We start from the raw sequence: 18,503 nt of genomic DNA on the forward strand, positions 1-18,503 counted from the left end.
AGACGTTCTATGCGCTTAAGAGTCTTATCCGATCTTCATTTAGAACATTTTGACGGACACCGCGAGCTGCCGCCTGCCGAGGCAGATGTGGTGGTGTTGGCAGGGGATATTCATCGCAGAGCAGAGGGGCTGGCATGGGCGCGGCAGCAGTTTCCCGACCTGCCGATTCTCTACGTGCCGGGCAACCATGAGTTCTACGGCACCTGCATGCCGCTGCTGCGCCAAGAGTTAGCGCTAGAAGCCGCTCGGTATGATATCGAGCTGCTGGATAATCGCAGCGTGACCATTGGCGGAGTACGCTTTTACGGCACGACGCTCTGGACAGATTTTGCGCTCTATGCCGACGACCCCACCCGTAACCCCTCAGAGACCGAAGCAAAAGCGCTGCGCTATATGCCCGATTTTCGCATCATTACCACGGCTCCCGGCCAAGTATTCACGCCCCAAGCCAGCCAAGACATCCACCGTGAGGCGCTGGAGTGGTTGAGTCGCGAGCTTCAACAGCCTGTCGATGGACCGCGCGTCGTGGTGAGCCATCATGCCCCACTGCACGGTTGCATTCCCGAGCAGTACATAGGCGACGCGCTCTCGCCCGCCTTTGCCTCCCACCTCCCGCAGCTGATGGGCAAGATGGATTTGTGGATTCACGGCCACGTTCACGAGCCGGTAGATACACGGCACAGCGGCACGCGCGTTATCGCCAATCCGGGCGGTTATCCAGAGGAGTTTTCGCCGCCGCTGTTTCGACCTAATTGGGTAGTCACGGTGGGCGAATAAGGGCTGAAATGACGCGCTGCTCTATAACCTAGCTACACTCCTACCTGTGACGATAACAGTTGCTCATACAACCACAGGGAGTGATAGGCGATGGAAATATTAGAAACGGTGCTAGGGCCACTTCGTGACGGCCTTTATGCCGTTATGATGCCCGTCAGCAACTTTATCTGGAGCTACATTCTGGTGTACCTGTTGCTGGGTGCAGGCCTGCTGTTCACGATCATGACGCGCGGGATGCAGTTTCGTCTGTTTCGGCACATGGCCCACGTGACCTTTACCGCCCGCGGGGCAGGGGATGGCATTAGTGGTTTTCAGGCGTTCGCGACTTCCATGGCCGCACGGGTCGGAACCGGTAATTTGGCGGGGGTTGCTTTAGCGCTGTGGATCGGCGGGCCAGGGGCGATTTTTTGGATGTGGGTGACGGCCCTGGTAGGGTTTGCGACCTCGTTTATCGAATCGACGCTGGCTCAGGTCTATAAGCATCGCAACGAAGATGGCGTCTTTCGCGGTGGTCCTGCGTTCTATATCGAGCGCTGTCTGGGCTGGCGCTGGCTGGGGTCGCTGTTTGCGGTGTTCTTGATCATTGCCTACGGGCTGGCGTTCAACGCGGCGCAATCCAATACCATTGCCCAAGGCATGAGCGGCGCCTTTGGCATTCCCAACTGGGTGACCGGCGTGGTGATTGCGGCACTGGCCGGTGTCGTCATCTATGGCGGCCTGAAATCGGTAGCACGTACGGCCGAGAAGATCGTGCCGGTGATGGCGATTGCCTATCTGCTGGTGGCGCTATGGATTCTGTTTGCCAACCTCTCCGCCGTGCCCGACATGCTGTCACTGATCGTCATGAGTGCCTTTGGCTTAGGCCCGGCGGTCGGTGGCGCGGCGGGTTACGCCATTAAGGCCGCCATGGAAAACGGCATCAAGCGCGGTCTTTTCTCTAACGAAGCCGGTATGGGCTCGACCCCCAATGCGGCAGCACAGGCCACCGTGAAGCACCCAGCGGCCCAAGGGCTGGTGCAATCCTTTGGGGTCTTTGTCGATACCATCGTGATTTGTAGCTGCACAGCGGTGGTGATTCTGCTCTCCGGTGTGTACGAGCGGCTGCTGTCCGAGTCGCCGGGGGAGAGCATCGAAGGGATCCAGTTGACCCAGGATGCCATGGTGGATCACCTGGGGGGCTTTGGTGAGATCTTTATCGCCATCGCGATCCTGTTCTTTGCCTTTACCTCCATTCTGGCGAACTTCTCGTTCTCGTCAGTGAACATTGAGTACCTGTTCCGCCGCCGTGCCAAAAAAGCGGTCGGTGTGTTCAAGATCATTATCCTCGCCATGGTATTGCTAGGTTCTGTTGCCGAACTCAGCGTGGTCTGGGACTTTGCCGACCTAGCCATGGGGCTAATGGCCACCACCAACCTGTTTGCCATTCTCTTGATGGCCCCGATTGCGGTCTCGGTGTTGAAGGATTACGAGCGCCAGCGTCGCCAGGGCATCGAGGAGCCGCTGTTCGATCCCGCCATACTTAAAAATCCAGAGCTGGTGGATGAGGATGTGTGGCCGGTAAAAGAAGAGAAACCGGTAGACCGGTAAGCGAGTAAAGAGCGGCCTTCGAGCCGCTCTTTACGTGTCAGGGGTTAGCTAGCGGATTTCTCCACCAGCAGCCCACAAGAGGGCGCTGCCCAGCGGTTGTCAGCGGTGAACACCACGTCGCACACCACGGGCGAGTAGTAGCGGCGCACTTCTTCATCGATGCGCTGACGCAGCGCGTCTTGGTTTGCCAGGGTCGCTTCGGGCAGCTCTTTGGGGAGTACCACGTGGACGATAACGTAAAGCAGGCGGCCGGGGCGCACCATACGCACGCGCACTTCCAGGGTATCGATATCGGCAAGGCCACGGGCAACGGCTTGGCGCACTGGTTCAGCGACGGCTTCTTCCGGGGTTTTGTTGAGCAGCTCTCTTAACGCTTGCGACGCCATGCGCACGGGCACCCCCAGGCAAAGGACCACCACCGCAATCACCAATACGGAATCCACATAGGGCAACACAGCTTGCCAGCCGAGGCGTTCAAACAGCATCACGAAGCAAAAAGCCGCTAGTACGGCCCCTGAAATCACACTGTTGACCAGCCAGTTTAGTTTGTCGGCGGCCACCAAGGGGCTACTGACATGGCGCTGGCTACGGTGCATGACCCAAGCCGTCAGTGAGCAGGCGACGGTCGCAAACAGCGCATAAATCACCGCAAGCCCCGCTGAAATTTCCCGCCCGCCAGTCAGCAGCGCCGCCACGGCATCCACCAGCGCGAAGATCGATACCCCCAAAATCAGCAAACCTTTGCATAAATTAACCAGCGACTCGAAGTAGCTGTAGCCAAAGGGGTACGACTCGCTATCCGGGCGGCTGGCAAGCTTGCTGACCTTGATGGTCACCAGCGCTACGCTAAAGTAGATAAGATTGAACAAGCCATCCAATAGGATGGCCTGGGAGTTCGAGGCCAAGGTGGCCACGATACCGGCACAGCCAATGAGCAGCGCCATGAAGGCGGAAAAGGCTAACGTACTGGATTCTGTCTTCACGAACGTATGGCTCCCATGCCTACCGAATCAAGAGGCTGGCAAGCATAGCAACATCACGGTAGGCAATGTCAGTGATTTATGACCCCCTAAGGGGTGAACCCCGCACTGCACCCAAGGAGGGATGTGGAGATGCGCCATGCCAAAGACGTCACCTTTCATTTGCTAACGCCCGAAGATGCCGTTGAGCTGCTGCGTTTCGAACGCGCAGAGCGTGCGTGGTTCGAGCAGCATATTGAGGCTAGGCCGGAGTGCTTTTACACGCCGCAAGGGGTGGCTAAGCACATCATCGATTGTTTAGCGCTCAACGCACAGCGCAAGATGAATCCACTCATCATCCGTGAGCGGGGCGTCATCGTGGGGCGCGCGAATTTACGCAATATTGTTGATGATCAGGCGCGGGTGGGGTATCGGATTGCGCGAAGCGCTGGCGGCCGGGGGATTGCGCAACACGCGCTGAAACGCTTATTGGCGGAAGCTCGCTGCGTGTATGGCGTCACACAGTTGGCGGCGGTGGTTGCGGTGGACAACATGGCCTCCCAGCGCGTGCTGACAAGAGGCGGGTTTGTTGCCCAACAGCGATTGTCTTGCTACTCCCGGGTGAAAGGGGAGCTTAAAGATTGCTGGGTGTTTGAATACTCTCCGGCCTCGTAGCGTGGTTTGGCAGCTCACAACACGTTGTACTAGCCTTGAATGACGTTTTCCGTAAACGCCAAACCAGGAGGTTGATGCGATGCCATTTCTGAATGCAGGGACGGAGCAGGGCACACCGGTTGAGATTTATTACGAGGTTCACGGGGCAGGTAAACCGGTCGTACTGATTCACGGTTGGCCGCTGAGTGGCCGCTCTTGGGAGCAGCAGGTGCCTGCGCTAGTGGAGGCGGGCTACAAGGTGGTGACCTATGACCGCCGTGGTTTTGGCCGTTCGACCCAAGCGGATGGCGGTTACGACTACGATACCCTCGCTTCTGATTTGAAAAAGCTGCTGGACGCGCTGGATCTCAACGACGCGACCCTGGTGGGCTTCTCCATGGGCGGCGGCGAAGTCGCGCGCTATTTGTCGAGCTACGGCACCGAGCGTGTCAATAAAGCGGTGTTGGCAGCTGCAGTGCCGCCGTATCTGTATAAAACAGACGATAACCCGGAAGGCGGCCTGGACGATGCCACGATTCACCAGTTCCTGGAAGGCGTGAAGGGTGACCGCATCGCCTTCTTGGATGACTTCACCAAGAGCTTCTTTACCGCCAACGACAAGAGCGATCTGATCAGCGAACCGAACCGGCTTTATCACCGCGATATCGCGGCGTTCGCCTCTCCCAAAGCGACCTACGACTGCATCAAAGCGTTTAGCTACACCGACTTCCGCAAGGATTTACCCAAGATCGACATTCCGACGCTGGTCCTCCATGGGGATTCAGACGGCATCGTACCGCTGGAAGTGAGCGGCAAACGCGCCGCTGAGCTACTGCCCAACGCTTCGCTAGAGGTGATCGAGGGTGGCCCGCATGGGCTTAACGCGACTCACCCAGAGGCGTTCAATCAGGCGCTGATTCGGTTTTTGGTTCAATAAAGAGCGTCACTCTCAAACAGCCGCGCCGCCTGGATAGGCGGCGCGGCTGTTTGCGTTGCAGGGGGCGTTTTAGAGGTAAGCGTTCGGCTAGCCTTCCACCCACACTTCATCGCCTTTGAAGGCGACGCGCCAAGTACGCAGCTGTACCTCATCCTCCTCCAAACACTGGCCATCTTCCAGGCGGAAGTGCTGCTTGTAGATCGGAGAGGCCACTACTGGGCTGCCTTTAATATCGCCGACGATGCCGCGGGCAATCACATAGGCCTTCGAGAAAGGATCGAAGTGATCCAGGGCATAAAGCTCTTGCGCGTGGCCGGGCAAATAGAACAGCGCCACTTGGGCGGGGCCCTCCGGTGTGTTCAGCCAAGCGGCAACGCCGGAAAAGGGCACGAGGTCTGCTTTGGTGCAGAGCGGCTGCCAAGTGTCGTTGCGGTTCGTCGGTTTGAGTGCGGTAGCGGTCATGGTCGTCCTCGATTCTTTGGTCACTGGGTTAAGCTGGGCGTAGCTGGCCGCGCTCGGAAGTCATGATGATGGAAGGGTCGGGCCGCGCATCGTTCACGAAACTTCTAAAACGCTTGAGCTTTTCGGGGTCGCTGATGGCGTTGGCCCACTCGCACTGGTAGCTATCCACCACGTGCTGCATTTGGCGCTCCAGCTCATCGCTGATTCCCAGGCTGTCTTCCAGAATCACCTCTTTCAGGTAGTCCAGGCCGCCCTCCAGGTTTTCCCGCCATACCGAGGTGCGCTGCAAGCGGTCGGCGGTGCGTACGTAGAACATCAAAAAGCGGTCGATAGTGCGGTAGAGCTGCTCGTCATCTAAATCGGTGGCGAAGAGTTCCGCATGGCGGGGGCGCATACCGCCGTTGCCGCACACGTAGAGGTTCCAGCCGTTTTCGGTGGCGATAATGCCAATGTCTTTGCTCTGCGCTTCGGCGCACTCGCGGGTACAGCCAGAAACCCCGAACTTGATCTTGTGCGGTGCGCGCAGGCCCTTGTAGCGGTTCTCAAGCTGAATTGCCATGCCGACACTGTCCTGCACGCCGTAGCGGCACCACGTACTGCCTACACAGGATTTCACCGTGCGCAGCGACTTACCGTAGGCGTGGCCCGTCTCAAAGCCTGCTTCAATCAGTTCGCCCCAAATGGCCGGCAGGTCTTCCAGCCGTGCGCCGAACAGGTCGATGCGCTGGCCGCCGGTAATCTTGGTGTAGAGCTGGTATTTCTGGGCCACTTGCCCCAGCACTATCAGCTTATCGGGAGTGATTTCACCGCCCGCAATGCGCGGCACTACCGAGTAGGTGCCGTTTTTCTGCATATTGGCCATGAAGGTGTCGTTGGTGTCCTGCAGCGGCACGTGGGCGGCATCGGTAATCGGTTCGTTGAAGCAGGAGGCGAGAATCGAGGCCACCGCCGGTTTGCAGATATCGCAGCCGAGGCGATGCGTCTCGGCATTGCCGTGCTTCTCCATTAGCTCGCTGAATGTCTTGATGCCTTCGACACGCACGATGTCGTAAAGCCCTTGGCGGGTATAAGAGAAGTGCTCACAGATCGATTTATCCACTTCGACGCCGCGGGCCTCTAATTCGTGATCCACCACGCTTTTGAGCAGCGCCGCACAGCCGCCGCAGCCGGTGCTGGCTTTGGTCGCGCCTTTAACGCTGCCAAGGTCAGCCGCGCCCGCGTCGATGGCACTGCAGATGCTGCCTTTCGTCACGTTGTGACAGGAGCAGATCATCGCCGTTTCCGGCAGGGCATCCGGCCCCAGCGCCGGGGCAGCACCGCTTTGTTGCGGCAGAATGAGCGATGCGGGTTCCTTAGGCAGCTCGATGCCGTTGGCGTAGTACTGCAACAGCGTGTCATACACACTGTTATCGCCCACCAGCATGGCCCCCAGCAGCTTCTTACCGTCGCTGGTGACGACCAGTTTGCGGTAGACCTGGGTGAGCGGGTCGAGGTAGCGGAACATGCGGGCGCCAGGATTTTGATTGCCGTGGGCATCGCCAATAGAGCCGACATCCACGCCCAGCAGTTTTAGTTTGGTGCTCATATCGGCACCGCTAAAGCAGGTATCGCCCCCCGTCAGCGTGGCGACGGCCGTTTTGGCCATTTGGTAGCCAGGTGCCACGAGGCCAAAGATACTCTGATTCCACAGCGCTACCTCGCCGATGGCGAGGATATTCGGGTCGTTGGTGCGGCACTGGTCATCGATCACCACGCCGCCGCGCTCGCCAATGGTCAAGCCGCACTCCCGGGCGAGCGTATCCTGCGGGCGAATACCGGCGGAAAAGACGATCAGGTCGGTTTCCAGCACTTTGTCGTCTTGGAAGACCATCCGCAGGCGGCTGGTGTCGCCGGGTTCGATACGCTGGGTGGCCCGCTCGGTGAGTACCTGAACGCCGAGAGCTTCGATTTTCTCTTTCAGCAGTTCGCCGCCTTCGCTATCTACCTGCATGGGCATCAGGCGCGGGGCGAACTCCACCACGGCAGTGTCCAGGTTCAGCCCGCGCAGCGCGTTGGCGGCTTCCAAACCGAGCAAGCCGCCACCCACGACCACGCCGTTGGTGGCGTTTTTGGCCGCTGCCTGAATGGCATCCAAGTCATCCAACGTACGGTAGACCAAGCATCCTTCGCTGTCGTTGCCGGGAATGGGCGGCACAAAGGGAAAGGAGCCGGTAGCCAGCACGAGCTGGTCATAGGCGTAGTGGCCCTGTTCGGTCACCACCAGCTGTTGTTCGCGGTCAATCGCGGTGACCGCTTCGCCGCTGCGTAGTTGAATGCCGTGGGTGTGGTAGTAATCGCCATCGCACAGCGCCAGTGACTCCGCATCGCGGCCGCTAAAGTACTCGGATAAGTGCACGCGGTCGTAGGCGCGGTGGCGCTCTTCGCCAAACATCGTCACCTCAAACCCCGCCAGCGCGCCGCTTTCCACGAGCTGCTCGGCAAAATGGTGGCCGACCATGCCGTTGCCGACAATGATCAGCTTTTGCTTGTTGGAAGACGTGGTTGGAGTAGACATTGTGTGATTCACCATAGCTAAGCCGCCTCACGGGTGAGAGATAAAGGGGATGACAGGGTGTCGAGAGGGTTATCGAAATGGTTATCGAGCGCTGTTTGGGCATCGGTTGCGCCAAACAGCAACAGGTGGCGGCACGCGGTTAAGTCGGTCGCGGCCAGCGCCTGCTCGAAATACCAGGGGCCGTGGCGGGTATCGCCATACAGCACCGCGCCAATTAAGCGGCCTTGATGGAGCAGCAGGCGGCAGTAGTCGCCGGTTTCCGGGTCTTGATAACGAAGCTCTTCGTGCTTGGCGGCGGCCTCGGTGGGGCCAAAGGCAAACAGGCTGACACCGCTGACCTTGAGTTTGGTGGCCGTGGGGGCTTCTTGATATGCCGCTGGCGTTTCACCACACAGCACGGCAGCAAGCACCTCCACCTGCCGCCAAATGGGTTCCACCAGCCCGTAAGTGTGCTGCTCGAACTGGCAGCATTCGCCCAGCGCATAAATGTGGTCGTCTGAGGTGGTGAGGTGCCCATCCACCACAATGGCGCGGTCAAACATAAGCCCGCTTTGCTGGCCTAGTTCCGCATTGGGGGTAATACCCGCAGCGACAATCACGCTGTCGGCAGCTAGCTTCCGGCCATCGCTCAGTGTGACCGACTGCACCTGCCCTTGGCCGTTATCCTCCAAGGCAGCAAGCGATGCGCCGGTTTCAATGATGATGCCGCGCTCGCGCAGCGTGGCTTCCAGCAATTGGGCGGCGGTGGTGTCTAGCTGGCGATTCATCAACCGCCCGCTGCGCTGCAGAACGCTGACGGTGAGCGCGCTACCGCCGCGTTTGCGCAGCCCTTCAGCGGCTTCCAATCCAAGTAAGCCGCCGCCAATCACCACGGCGTTGCCGCCTTGCTGAGCAATGGCTTCTAAGGCGTCGGCATCGCGCAGGTCACGAAACGTATGAACACCGTCAAGCGTGATGCCAGGCACCGCTGGCAGCGTGGGGCGCGAGCCAGTGGCCATCACTAATCGGTCATAGCTTAAGATGTCGCCGCGATGCGTGAGGAGCAGGCGGCGTTCGCGGTCAATGGAGGTCACGCGGTCGCCAAGCGTCAGTGTGATGTCGTTATCGGCGTACCAGGCGGCGTCTTGCAGAGTGAGCGCCTCAGGCGCCAGTTCGCCCGCCAGTAAAGGAGAGAGCAAAATGCGGTTATAGGCAGGTACCGGCTCCTCACCCACCACTGTGATACGGCGTGGGCGCTGCGGATGGTTAACCAGCGCTTCAAGTAAACGGTGGCAAGCCATGCCGTTACCAATAATGACGAGGTGTTCGTTCGGTGAGCACCGGGAAGCGGTTTCCATAGGTAGCTCCTGTGGTTGAAGCATAATGTTCAGCAAATAAAAAACGCCCCTGACACAGCCCTATCAAGAAGGGAGTATCAGGGGCGTCGTTGCCCGTTGGCGTCGTTGATAACGCACAGCAACCGCCGTTGGCTGCCGAACTGTCTTATCTTATGGTGAGCAAAAAACCCGCCAGCTTTTGCCGTCGGTGGATTTAATTCAGCATAATCAGCGTATTAAGCGTTTTTGAGGAGGCGGCAGGCCGCTAACGGTTTACTAGGCTTGCCCTATTTTGGTGCTTTGGAGGCGGCTGGTGCACTCTCTTCAAACGCTTATCGGTCAAGGGTCAGCGTTTTGGCAAGCGATAGGGCTATGAGGTGTTTTTTAAGAGTATGTTTTTAAAACATTTTTATGATTATTTAGCGGCCAGGGCGCAGGGTTTGCAGTTATTCTGGTAACAAGCAACAACGGCTCAGTGCAGGGTCTTTGCCCATAACGATTACAACGACTAATTGCGTCGAACAATACCAACTGCAGCAAATCACTGATGAGTATGGCACCCGGTAAGCGGTGCCCCTGAGACAACGGCGTCCAGGCAGGCTTCTTTCGAGGCTAGCTTGGGCGCTTTTTGCTTTTTAACGCCGGAGGAAACTGCCATGCCACAGGCCAATCGGCTCGCCCGAACCACCTGCCCCTACTGCGGCGTCGGCTGCGGCGTTACCGCCACGCTGGAGAACGAGCAGCTCATCGCCGTCGAAGGAGACCGCGAGCACCCAGTCAACTATGGCCGCCTGTGCGTAAAAGGCACCGCGCTGCACGAAACCTTGGGCGAGCAGGGGCGCTTGCTGAAGCCGCGCGTGGACGGCCAGGAGGTCTCTTGGGAGCAGGCGCTCACCACCATCGCCGAACGCTTGCAGGCGCAGCGCAGTGCCCATGGCCCGCAGTCGGTGGCGGCATATTTATCGGGCCAGTTATTAACCGAAGATTATTACGTTGCCAACAAGCTGTTTAAAGGCTTCTTGGGCACTCCTCACCTGGATACCAACTCGCGTCTCTGCATGGCGTCCGCCGTGGCGGGCTACAAGCGCGCCTTTGGTGCCGATGCGGTGCCTTGCAGCTATGAAGACCTAGAAGAGGCAGAGCTGGTGGTACTGGTAGGGTCTAACCTTGCCTGGAATCATCCGGTGCTCTATCAGCGTTTGAAGGTGGCCAAAGAGCGCAACCCGCTCATGCGGGTCGTGGTGATCGACCCGCGAGTGACCGACACCTGCGAAATTGCCGATCTCTATTTGGGCATTCGTCCGGGCAGCGATGCTTACCTGTTTAACGGGCTGTTGGCGTGGATGGACGCCCACAATCGCTTGGATAGCGTGTACCTAGAACGCCACACCGAGGGGATAGATGACGCGCTGAGCACTGCCAGGCAGAGTGCAGGCAGCGTGGAAGCCGTTGCCCGCGAGTGTGATGTGGACCCTGAACGTCTGGAAACTTTCTATTACTGGTTTGCCAGCCAGCTGCACGTGGTCACGCTCTACTCCCAGGGGGTGAATCAATCCTCCAGCGGTACCGATAAGTGCAACGCGATTATCAACTGCCACTTAGCGGGTGGGAAAATCGGCCTGCCGGGGGCGGGGCCGTTTTCAATCACAGGGCAGCCCAACGCCATGGGCGGGCGCGAAGTGGGTGGGTTGGCCAATCAACTGGCGGCGCATATGGACTATCACACGCCGGGCGCTCGTGAATTAGTCAGCCGCTTTTGGGCTACTGAGCACTTAACCCCGGCACTGCCTGACGCCCCGGGTTACAAGGCGGTAGAGCTCTTTGATGCCATCGAGCGTGGTGAGATTACCGCCCTGTGGGTGATGGCGACCAATCCGGCGGTAAGCATGCCGGACGGGGAGAAAGTGCGCCGCGCGCTGGCAAAATGCCCGCTGGTAATTGTCTCGGAGTGCGTCGCCAATACCGACCTGCTGCCCTTTGCGGATATCGTGCTGCCCGCGTCGGGTTGGTCGGAGAAAGATGGCACGGTGACCAACTCAGAGCGGCGAATTTCCCGCCAGCGGGGGATGCTGCCTCCCCCCGGCGAGGCGAAGCACGACTGGTGGATACTCTGTGAAGTGGCAAAACGCTTGGGCGTGGGGGAAGCGTTTGACTATACCCACCCGTGGGAGATTTTCGATGAGCACGCGCGCCTCTCTGGCTATGAGAATAGCGGCGATACCCAGCGACTGTTCGATATCTCAGGGCTGGCAGGTCTGGGCCAAGCGGCTTATGATGCGCTCGCACCGATCCAGTGGCCCGTGACTCAGCAGGCTCCTCGCGGCACGGCAAGGCTGTTCGAAGATGGCCGGTTTGCTACGGCGAATGGCCGAGCCAAACTGCTTCCGATTACTCCGCGCCCACCGGCGCAGCCGCTGAGCGACGACTACCCGCTGCGCTTGAATACCGGCCGCGTGCGGGATCAATGGCACACCATGACGCGTACCGCCCGTTCGCCGCGTTTGATGAACCACCGCGCCGAACCGTTCATTGAGCTGCACCCAGACGATGCTGCTCAGGCAGGCGTTAAGGATCAGGGCTTGGCTAAGTTGACCGCTGCCGCCGGGGAGTACCGTGGGCGGGTGCGGGTCTCCAACGCCCAGCGCCGAGGCGAAGTGTTCGTGCCGATGCACTGGACCGACTGCTTTACCAAGCAGGGCCGCAGCGGTGCACTGATTCAAGGGTATACCGACCCGCTCTCCGGGCAGCCGGAAGCCAAGCAAGGGGCGGTGGCGGTGAGCAAGCTTCCCGTTGCTTGGCAGGCGACGCTGCTGCTAGCCAACGAATTGGATACGCCACCATCGCCCTGGTGTCGCAGCGACTACTGGGCGCGAATTCCGATGGCAAGCTGCACCCGTTGGCAGCTAGCGGATAGCCAGCCGATCAATGATTGGCTGGCGCAGGTGGAAGCGTGGTGCGGCGTGCCTGTCTCTTTGTGGTGTGACGACCCGGCAACGGGTAGGCTGCGCGCAGCGGGCGTAGTGAACGGGCGGCTACGCTGGTGGTTGATGGTGGGATCACCCGACGAACTGCACGGGCTTGCCTGGCTTGAAGCGCGCTTCAATGACGCTACCCTGGAGACACAGCACCGTAGACGCCTGCTGGCCGGGTGCGACGATGGTGCCGTGGATACAGGCCCCGTGGTGTGCAGCTGCCACCAGGTTGGCCAAGCCAGCATTGTGAAAGCGATTCATGCGGGCGATACCAGCGTTGAAGCGTTAGGCGCACGACTGGCCTGCGGCACCCAGTGCGGCAGCTGCCTACCCGAACTAAAAGCGATACTTGAAGAGGAGCGGCCCCATGCGCGCGCTAAGCAAACAGCTAACACAGAAGTGGCCTGAAGCGCTGTGGCGCTTGGGTCAGCGGGCGTGGGCGCCATTTAGTCGCGATACCGCCACGCGCTTGCGCTTGCCGTTAAGCGGTGAGTGCCACCCAGGCACCGTCTATTTGGTCGGCGCGGGCAGCGGCGATGTGGAGCTGCTGACGCTGAAAGCCGCGCGGTTGCTGATGCAGGCAGACGCAGTGGTGTATGACCGCCTTGTTGGAGACGAAGTGCTAGGGCTTATTCCTCCGGGCACCGAGCGCTACTATGTTGGTAAAGCCAGCGGCCATCACAGCATGCCTCAGGCGGAGATTGGTGAGCTGATCGTCTCCCTGGCCCAGGCAGGCAAATCGGTAGTGCGCTTGAAGGGCGGCGATCCTGGCGTGTTTGGGCGCATGGGCGAAGAGCTAGCGGCTCTGGCCGAGTCCGGGCTGCCCGCCGAGATTGTGCCGGGTATTACCGCCGCCTCTGCGGCGGCGGCGGGGATGGGGATTTCGCTTACCGATCGCGGCCACGCCCAGCAGGTACGTTTTATTACGGCGCAGCTATGCCGGGAAGGCGGTATGCCGGACTGGGCGTCGCTGGCGCGTCAAGATGAGACCCTGGTGTTCTACATGGGGCTCTCCAAAGTGGCCGCCATTTGCCACGGCCTTCGCCAAGCGGGCCTGCCCGATACGTGGCCTATCATGCTGGTGGCCAACGCCAGCCAGCCCGAGCAGCAGTCTTTGGTAGGCACGCTAGCCGATATGCCCGAACGCCTCGCCGCTCAACCGCTGCCATCGCCCTGCCTCATCATGGTGGGCAGTGTGGTCAGTATGGTGGCCCATAGCCCAGCTGCGACGGGCGCAAAAGCGCTGCCTTGCCAGCAGGCCTGATGGCGGATGTCGTTTTTTTACGAAAAAATGTTAAAAGCCAGGGTTGAAGTCCCAGAATGCTCTCCCCATATTCATTAACACGCTATCAAATGAAGCAAAGGAGAGAAGGGATGCACAACGACGCTCCGAACCCCGGTTTTGGTACTTTTCGTTTGGAAGGCGATACGTTAACGAAGAGCATACACGCGGCCCTGGAGGCAGGTTACCGCCATATCGATACCGCTCAGTTTTACGATAACGAAGCGGGCGTTGGCAAAGCGATTGCCTCTAGCGGTGTTCCCCGTGAAGAGATTTTTCTGACCACGAAAGTGTGGTTCGACAAGCTCGAACCCGCCGCGCTGAAGGCCAGCGTCGATGAAAGCCTGGAAAAGCTGGGCACCGACTATGTGGATCTGCTGCTTATCCACTGGCCGTCGCCGAACGATGCGGTGCCCATGGCAGACTACTTAACCGCTTTGAAAGAAGTGAAGCAGGCGGGCAAAGCGCACCATATCGGCGTGTCGAACTTTACCATTGCACAGCTCGATGAAGCGGTGGATATCTTAGGCGAAGGTGAGATCTTTACGAACCAGATCGAGGTTCACCCGTTTCTACAAAATCGCCGCTTAGTGCAGCACTGCGAGAAGCTGGGCATCAAAGTGACGGCCTTTATGCCGCTTGCCGTAGGTAAAGTGCTCGAAGAGCCTGCGCTGCAGCGCATTGCGGATGCACATGGGGCCAACCCGGCGCAAGTGACCTTGGCGTGGATCCATCAACTGGGCTACCTGACCATTCCGTCGTCCACTAAGGCGCGTAACATTCAAAGCAACATCGATGCCTTCAAACTTACCCTGAGCGAGTCAGAAATGGCGCAGATTGCTGAACTGGATCGCCATGAGCGTATTGCAAATCCCGATTTTGCTCCACAGTGGGACGACCAGCCGTTAGGTCATTAGGAAAACGCTATCGTAAAACCGCTTCGGCAACGGGAACTGTTGGCGCAGCGGGTGTTCCTAAGGGCGGCGGCTAACACACGCCGCCTTATTAAGCGTCTCTTAATAAACCAGGAGTACAGTGTGAAACAGCATAAGGTTCGCAATAACGCGCTAAAGGCACAATTACGTACGCCCATGTTCAAAATGCAGCAGCAAACGCCTAAGAAAGGCAAAGGCAGCTACTCTCGCAAAGGGCGTCATGCACAGAAGGGATCGTCTTCGATCGGTGTTAGCGCCCTGAGAGGGCATCGCCAAGCCGCTTAAATCAGCGTTTTGGCGATGCCTTCCCCAGGCATCGCTGCAGGCAATTTGCCAGTCTGCAGACTCTCATCAGCTTTTGGCCGACCGCAAGGTCGGCTTTTTTATGTCAATTGGCCGCTTGCTCTACGGTAGAGATGCTGCACACTTCCATTCGGTAGCCCGATTGGTAGACGCTGCGAAGTCGCAGTCCGTGCCGTCCATCCAGCTCTAATTTGCGGCGCAAACGGCTGACATGGGTATCCACCGTGCGTGTCGAGACATCGCCTTTGATGCCCCAAACCAATTCCAGTAAATGAGCACGGCTCAACAGCTCACCCACTTTGGAAAAGAAAAGCGTGGCCAGACGGTACTCGCGTTCGGTCAATTCAACGGCATGGCCATCGACGCAAATGGTGTGCTCATCGGTATTGATTGAGAAAGCACTGGGGCAGGTGGCAGAGGGGCGGGGTGTGTCGTAACCGGCGCGGCGACCCAAGGCGCTGACGCGGGCGAGAAACTCTTTGGGGCGCAGCGGCTTCGCTAGAAAGTCATCGGCGCCTTGTTCCAGCGCTTTGACCACGTCGTCTTCCCCCTGGCTTGCGGTAATGAACAGAATGGGGCCACGCCAACCGTCGTTTTGTCGCAAGTGGCTGACCACGTCCATGCCGCAGCCATCCGGCAGGCGCCAGTCGATGATGAGGAAATCGAAGCGCTGCTCCTGCGTTGCGCGCCTTAATTCACTTGCCCTGCCAAAGAGCGAGACTCGATGCCCTGCAGAAAGCAGGCACTGCTCAATGAACGCTTGTTGGTCGAGATCATCTTCCAGCACGCCGATATGCATGGTGAGTTACCTATTTTTATCGTGTGATAAACCTCACACCAATGGGGATAGAACTCATGCCTTAATTCTAGTTTAGGTAGGGGTAGCGACACAAAGGTTTACAGTTAACGCTTAAGTCGTAGCGCTATAATTCGCCTACAACCTAGGAGGTGAAAAATGGCTAAGCGTCTGATTAATAAAGCTCTTGTTTTCCTAGCCGGTGCGTTTTTCTTCAATGTGGCGCAGGCGCTCGAGGCGCCGACCGGCAGCGTCATTTTAGAAGTGACGGGCAACATTACTCACACCAATGTGGGTAACGAAGCGCATTTCGATAAAGCGATGCTAGAAGCGCTCACGCAGCGTACCACCGTCACTAGCACGCCGTGGCATGACGGCGTCGTGAGTTTTGAAGGGCCGCTGGGAAGAGCGTTATTAGACGCCGTGGGTGCTGAAGGGGAGCAGTTGAACGTCGTGGCGCTCAATGATTACTCCTCCACGGTACCGGTCAGTGATTTCTATGAACATGACGTCATTTTGGCCATGCAGGCCGATGGACAGCCGCTGAGAATTCGTGATCACGGGCCGCTATTCATCATTTATCCCTTCGATGAAAACCCCTCGCTCTTGAACGAAGAGATCCTTACCCGCTCCGTGTGGCAGGTCAAGCGCATCGAGGTCGAGTAGCGGGCGCAATATTGTTAGGTACACGCCATGCTACCCATTATTAGGCACTACTTTTCGCGCCGTGTGAGGGTCGCTACGTTCTCAGCGATCCTCTTTTTTCTATCTGCCATCATTACGGGTGGCGTCATCTTCCAGCGGCAGCACGCCATCGAAAATCGCCTGTTGGAAAACCTCGTGTGGACGGGGTATCAGTTTGATAGGGAAGTGCGCGAGTTTCACCTGACGCTGGTGGATAGCCAGCTGGGTCACATGAGCAGCGAGGATTTGCTGCTGCGTTTTGAAATACTGTTTAGCCGGAAGACGCTGTTTCAGCAGGGGGAAATCAACCTGGCAGTGTCTAAAATTGAGGGCGTGAATGCACTGGTAGAACAAGCTGCCGCCGTGATTCATGAGATCGACCACCTGATCGAGCCGCTTTGGGACGATGCTAACGCCCTAAACGACGAGCTAATTCGTCAAGCCTTGGAGCGCACGGTTCAACTACAGCAAATTACCGGCACCATCTTGATAGAGACCAACGCAAGCGTGGCGCGACTGCGCACGCTTGAGCGCGAAAAGATGACGCAGCTCTACGGGTTGGCGTTGATCATTCTGCTCTCGCTGATGTTATCGGGCGGTCTATTGGTTCGCGCCCTGCTCATCGAAGGAAAAGTGAGCCTTCGTAAAGCCCAGGCATTAGAGGTGAAGAGCCGGGAGCTGAAAGAGACGGCCAAGCGTGCTGAAATAGCCAGCCAAGCCAAGTCCCAGTTCATGGCCGTGATGAGCCATGAGATTCGCACACCGCTCAACGGGGTGGTAGGGATGGCCGATCTATTGAGTGACGAAGTGCACACGCCCAAGGCTCACGCCTACTTGTCAGCACTCAAACGCAGCGCTGAGAGCCTGCGCGCCGTAATCAACGATATTCTGGATTACACCAAGATAGAGAGCGGACGGCTTGATCTGGACGCTCGTCCCTTTGACCTGCGCGAATGCATCGAGTCGCTCTGTACGGGCTATGTGCTCCAGGAAAAAAGCAAGCCGGTCGTGTTCAACTACTCCATCGACCCGTCGCTGCCTCGGTTCGTGGTGGGGGATATCGCTCGCCTACGTCAGGTGATGATGAATCTAATCAACAACGCGCTGAAATTCACCGAAGAGGGGTTTGTGAAGTTTCACGCCTCGCCAAGTGATGACCATCGACTGCTGTTCGAGGTGTACGACACGGGGTGCGGTATTGAGGCGGCAGATCAGGAGCGTCTCTTCTCCGCTTTTTCCCAGGTAGATACCTCGATTGCGCGGCGCCACGAAGGGACGGGCCTGGGGCTCGCCATCTGTAAGCGGCTCGTTCACGCCATGGATGGTGAGATCGGTGTGACTAGCCAAGTAGGTTTGGGTAGCCGCTTCTGGTTTACGGTCGCGCTGCCGGAAACAGAAGGGATAGAGGTTTATCACCGCAGCGAGCAGCAAGCGGCGCTGGTAGATAACCACCATATCCTGATCGTGGAAGATAACCCCATCAACCAGACCGTCGCAAAAGTCATGTTGGAGCAGCTTGGGCAGCGGGTGACCATTGCCGATAACGGTCAGGCGGCGTTGGCGCAGCTTCAAGAAGAGTATGCGGCCATCGACCTCGTGTTGATGGATATGCAGATGCCGATTTTGGATGGTCCTGACACCACGCTGCGCTGGCGGGCTTTTGAGGCCGCGAACGCGCTGCCCAGGCTGCCCATCGTCGCCATGACGGCAAACGTCATGCCCGAGCACCGCGAGCGCTGCTTCGACAGCGGGATGGACGACATGATCAACAAGCCGTTCACCCGGGAAGAGCTGTATCAACTGATTAGTCGCTACGTCCCGAGCGCTGAGCTGCCCAAGGAAAGTGTCGAGTCAGGCGAGCGCTCCGCCAGCGAGCAGGGGAGTTTGCTACAAGATGCCGCGGACGTGCCGGAGGTGTTGGATCGTAAGATTTGCGCTGAGCTGCAGGAGGCGTTCGACCCCACATCGCTCAATGCGCTGTTGAGCGCGTTCTTGACCCGGCTGGAGGAGCGTTTGATTCGCCTACGAGCGTGCTGGCTTTCGGGGGATAGTGAGTCCTTACGTAAGGAAGCGCACTCACTCAAAGGAGCGGCTGCCTCGCTAGGCTGTGCCGCCATTGCCGAGAAAGCCGCCATGCTGGAGAAGAGCGCCAGCCATGACAACGATACATCGGTGACGGGGTTGTTGGACGCGCTAGAAGCGCTGAAACTCACGACCGAGCAAGCGTTGTTGGCGCAAGGATTGTTGGCAGCTTGAGGCCATACCAGCGCTACTCAGGGTAGCGC

15 protein-coding genes are annotated in these 18,503 nt (G+C 58.4%); 10 read left to right on the forward strand and 5 right to left on the reverse strand.

The features are described 5' to 3' along the window. Nucleotides 1-9 precede the first annotated feature (9 nt). Nucleotides 10-777, forward strand: a complete 768-nt coding sequence (locus AB6K10_RS07495; RefSeq protein ID WP_339118345.1) for a metallophosphoesterase — start codon at nucleotides 10-12, stop codon at nucleotides 775-777. Nucleotides 778-867: 90 nt separating this feature from the next. Further along, entirely contained in the window at nucleotides 868-2,364 is a 1,497-nt protein-coding gene (locus AB6K10_RS07500) for an alanine/glycine:cation symporter family protein (protein ID WP_339118346.1), read from the forward strand. 44 nt (nucleotides 2,365-2,408) lie between these two features. Here the strand turns inward: AB6K10_RS07500 and AB6K10_RS07505 are convergent, their stop codons facing one another. Beyond that, nucleotides 2,409-3,347, reverse strand: a complete 939-nt coding sequence (locus AB6K10_RS07505; protein WP_159341336.1) for a cation diffusion facilitator family transporter — start codon at nucleotides 3,345-3,347, stop codon at nucleotides 2,409-2,411. 129 nt (nucleotides 3,348-3,476) lie between these two features. On the opposite strand from AB6K10_RS07505, the gene AB6K10_RS07510 reads away from it, so the two are divergent. After that, nucleotides 3,477-3,998: a GNAT family N-acetyltransferase gene (locus AB6K10_RS07510; RefSeq protein WP_159341337.1), complete on the forward strand. Its 522-nt coding sequence runs from the start codon at nucleotides 3,477-3,479 to the stop codon at nucleotides 3,996-3,998. A gap of 79 nt (nucleotides 3,999-4,077) precedes the next feature. Then, nucleotides 4,078-4,914, forward strand: coding sequence for an alpha/beta fold hydrolase (locus AB6K10_RS07515; protein WP_159341338.1), 837 nt, complete (start codon nucleotides 4,078-4,080; stop codon nucleotides 4,912-4,914). An 87-nt stretch (nucleotides 4,915-5,001) separates the two neighbouring features. Here the strand turns inward: AB6K10_RS07515 and nirD are convergent, their stop codons facing one another. The 3 genes from nirD to AB6K10_RS07530 are packed head-to-tail and all read right to left on the reverse strand — an operon-like array spanning nucleotide 5,002 to nucleotide 9,267. Then, nucleotides 5,002-5,376, reverse strand: coding sequence for a nitrite reductase small subunit NirD (gene nirD, locus AB6K10_RS07520; protein WP_339118347.1), 375 nt, complete (start codon nucleotides 5,374-5,376; stop codon nucleotides 5,002-5,004). A 28-nt stretch (nucleotides 5,377-5,404) separates the two neighbouring features. Next, a complete protein-coding gene (gene nirB / locus AB6K10_RS07525; protein ID WP_339118348.1) occupies nucleotides 5,405-7,930 on the reverse strand; it encodes a nitrite reductase large subunit NirB in 2,526 nt (841 codons plus the stop codon). Between the two features lie 17 nt (nucleotides 7,931-7,947). Next, nucleotides 7,948-9,267 (reverse strand): FAD-dependent oxidoreductase, encoded by a 1,320-nt coding sequence (locus tag AB6K10_RS07530; RefSeq protein WP_339118349.1) that lies wholly within the window; start codon nucleotides 9,265-9,267, stop codon nucleotides 7,948-7,950. 635 nt (nucleotides 9,268-9,902) lie between these two features. Between AB6K10_RS07530 and AB6K10_RS07535 the strand changes: the two genes are divergently transcribed. The 4 genes from AB6K10_RS07535 (at nucleotide 9,903) to arfA (ending at nucleotide 14,720) form a co-directional block, all read left to right on the forward strand. Then, entirely contained in the window at nucleotides 9,903-12,626 is a 2,724-nt protein-coding gene (locus AB6K10_RS07535; protein WP_339118350.1) for a nitrate reductase, read from the forward strand. After that, nucleotides 12,586-13,482, forward strand: a complete 897-nt coding sequence (gene cobA, locus AB6K10_RS07540; RefSeq protein ID WP_339118351.1) for a uroporphyrinogen-III C-methyltransferase — start codon at nucleotides 12,586-12,588, stop codon at nucleotides 13,480-13,482. Before AB6K10_RS07535 ends, cobA begins: the two co-directional genes overlap by 41 nt. Nucleotides 13,483-13,592: 110 nt before the next feature. Then, entirely contained in the window at nucleotides 13,593-14,417 is an 825-nt protein-coding gene (dkgB, locus tag AB6K10_RS07545) for a 2,5-didehydrogluconate reductase DkgB (protein WP_305947024.1), read from the forward strand. Nucleotides 14,418-14,537: 120 nt separating this feature from the next. Then, nucleotides 14,538-14,720, forward strand: a complete 183-nt coding sequence (arfA, locus tag AB6K10_RS07550; RefSeq protein ID WP_159341345.1) for an alternative ribosome rescue factor ArfA — start codon at nucleotides 14,538-14,540, stop codon at nucleotides 14,718-14,720. A 103-nt stretch (nucleotides 14,721-14,823) separates the two neighbouring features. On the opposite strand, the gene AB6K10_RS07555 is transcribed toward arfA, so the two are convergent. Next, nucleotides 14,824-15,537 (reverse strand): response regulator transcription factor, encoded by a 714-nt coding sequence (locus tag AB6K10_RS07555; RefSeq protein ID WP_159341346.1) that lies wholly within the window; start codon nucleotides 15,535-15,537, stop codon nucleotides 14,824-14,826. Between the two features lie 156 nt (nucleotides 15,538-15,693). On the opposite strand from AB6K10_RS07555, the gene AB6K10_RS07560 reads away from it, so the two are divergent. Beyond that, the gene (locus AB6K10_RS07560) at nucleotides 15,694-16,200 is read left to right on the forward strand and encodes a molybdopterin-dependent oxidoreductase (protein WP_339118352.1); all 507 of its coding nucleotides are present in this window, start codon (nucleotides 15,694-15,696) and stop codon (nucleotides 16,198-16,200) included. Between the two features lie 27 nt (nucleotides 16,201-16,227). Beyond that, complete coding sequence (locus tag AB6K10_RS07565) at nucleotides 16,228-18,474, forward strand: ATP-binding protein (RefSeq protein ID WP_339118353.1); 2,247 nt, start codon at nucleotides 16,228-16,230, stop codon at nucleotides 18,472-18,474. Nucleotides 18,475-18,503: the final 29 nt, after the last annotated feature.

This window comes from Halomonas sp. BMC6 (genome assembly GCF_964204995.1).
Lineage (GTDB): Bacteria > Pseudomonadota > Gammaproteobacteria > Pseudomonadales > Halomonadaceae > Vreelandella.

Bases quoted from the DNA above. Each gene is read 5' to 3' on its own strand.
- AB6K10_RS07495 (WP_339118345.1), top strand. From the start codon at position 10: ATGCGCTTAAGAGTCTTATCCGATCTTCATTTAGAACATTTTGACGGA.
- AB6K10_RS07500 (WP_339118346.1), top strand. From the start codon at position 868: ATGGAAATATTAGAAACGGTGCTAGGGCCACTTCGTGACGGCCTTTAT.
- AB6K10_RS07510 (WP_159341337.1), top strand. From the start codon at position 3,477: ATGCGCCATGCCAAAGACGTCACCTTTCATTTGCTAACGCCCGAAGAT.
- AB6K10_RS07515 (WP_159341338.1), top strand. From the start codon at position 4,078: ATGCCATTTCTGAATGCAGGGACGGAGCAGGGCACACCGGTTGAGATT.
- nirD (WP_339118347.1), bottom strand. From the start codon at position 5,376: ATGACCGCTACCGCACTCAAACCGACGAACCGCAACGACACTTGGCAG.
- nirB (WP_339118348.1), bottom strand. From the start codon at position 7,930: ATGTCTACTCCAACCACGTCTTCCAACAAGCAAAAGCTGATCATTGTC.
- AB6K10_RS07530 (WP_339118349.1), bottom strand. From the start codon at position 9,267: ATGGAAACCGCTTCCCGGTGCTCACCGAACGAACACCTCGTCATTATT.
- AB6K10_RS07535 (WP_339118350.1), top strand. From the start codon at position 9,903: ATGCCACAGGCCAATCGGCTCGCCCGAACCACCTGCCCCTACTGCGGC.
- cobA (WP_339118351.1), top strand. From the start codon at position 12,586: ATGCGCGCGCTAAGCAAACAGCTAACACAGAAGTGGCCTGAAGCGCTG.
- dkgB (WP_305947024.1), top strand. From the start codon at position 13,593: ATGCACAACGACGCTCCGAACCCCGGTTTTGGTACTTTTCGTTTGGAA.
- AB6K10_RS07555 (WP_159341346.1), bottom strand. From the start codon at position 15,537: ATGCATATCGGCGTGCTGGAAGATGATCTCGACCAACAAGCGTTCATT.
- AB6K10_RS07560 (WP_339118352.1), top strand. From the start codon at position 15,694: ATGGCTAAGCGTCTGATTAATAAAGCTCTTGTTTTCCTAGCCGGTGCG.
- AB6K10_RS07565 (WP_339118353.1), top strand. From the start codon at position 16,228: ATGCTACCCATTATTAGGCACTACTTTTCGCGCCGTGTGAGGGTCGCT.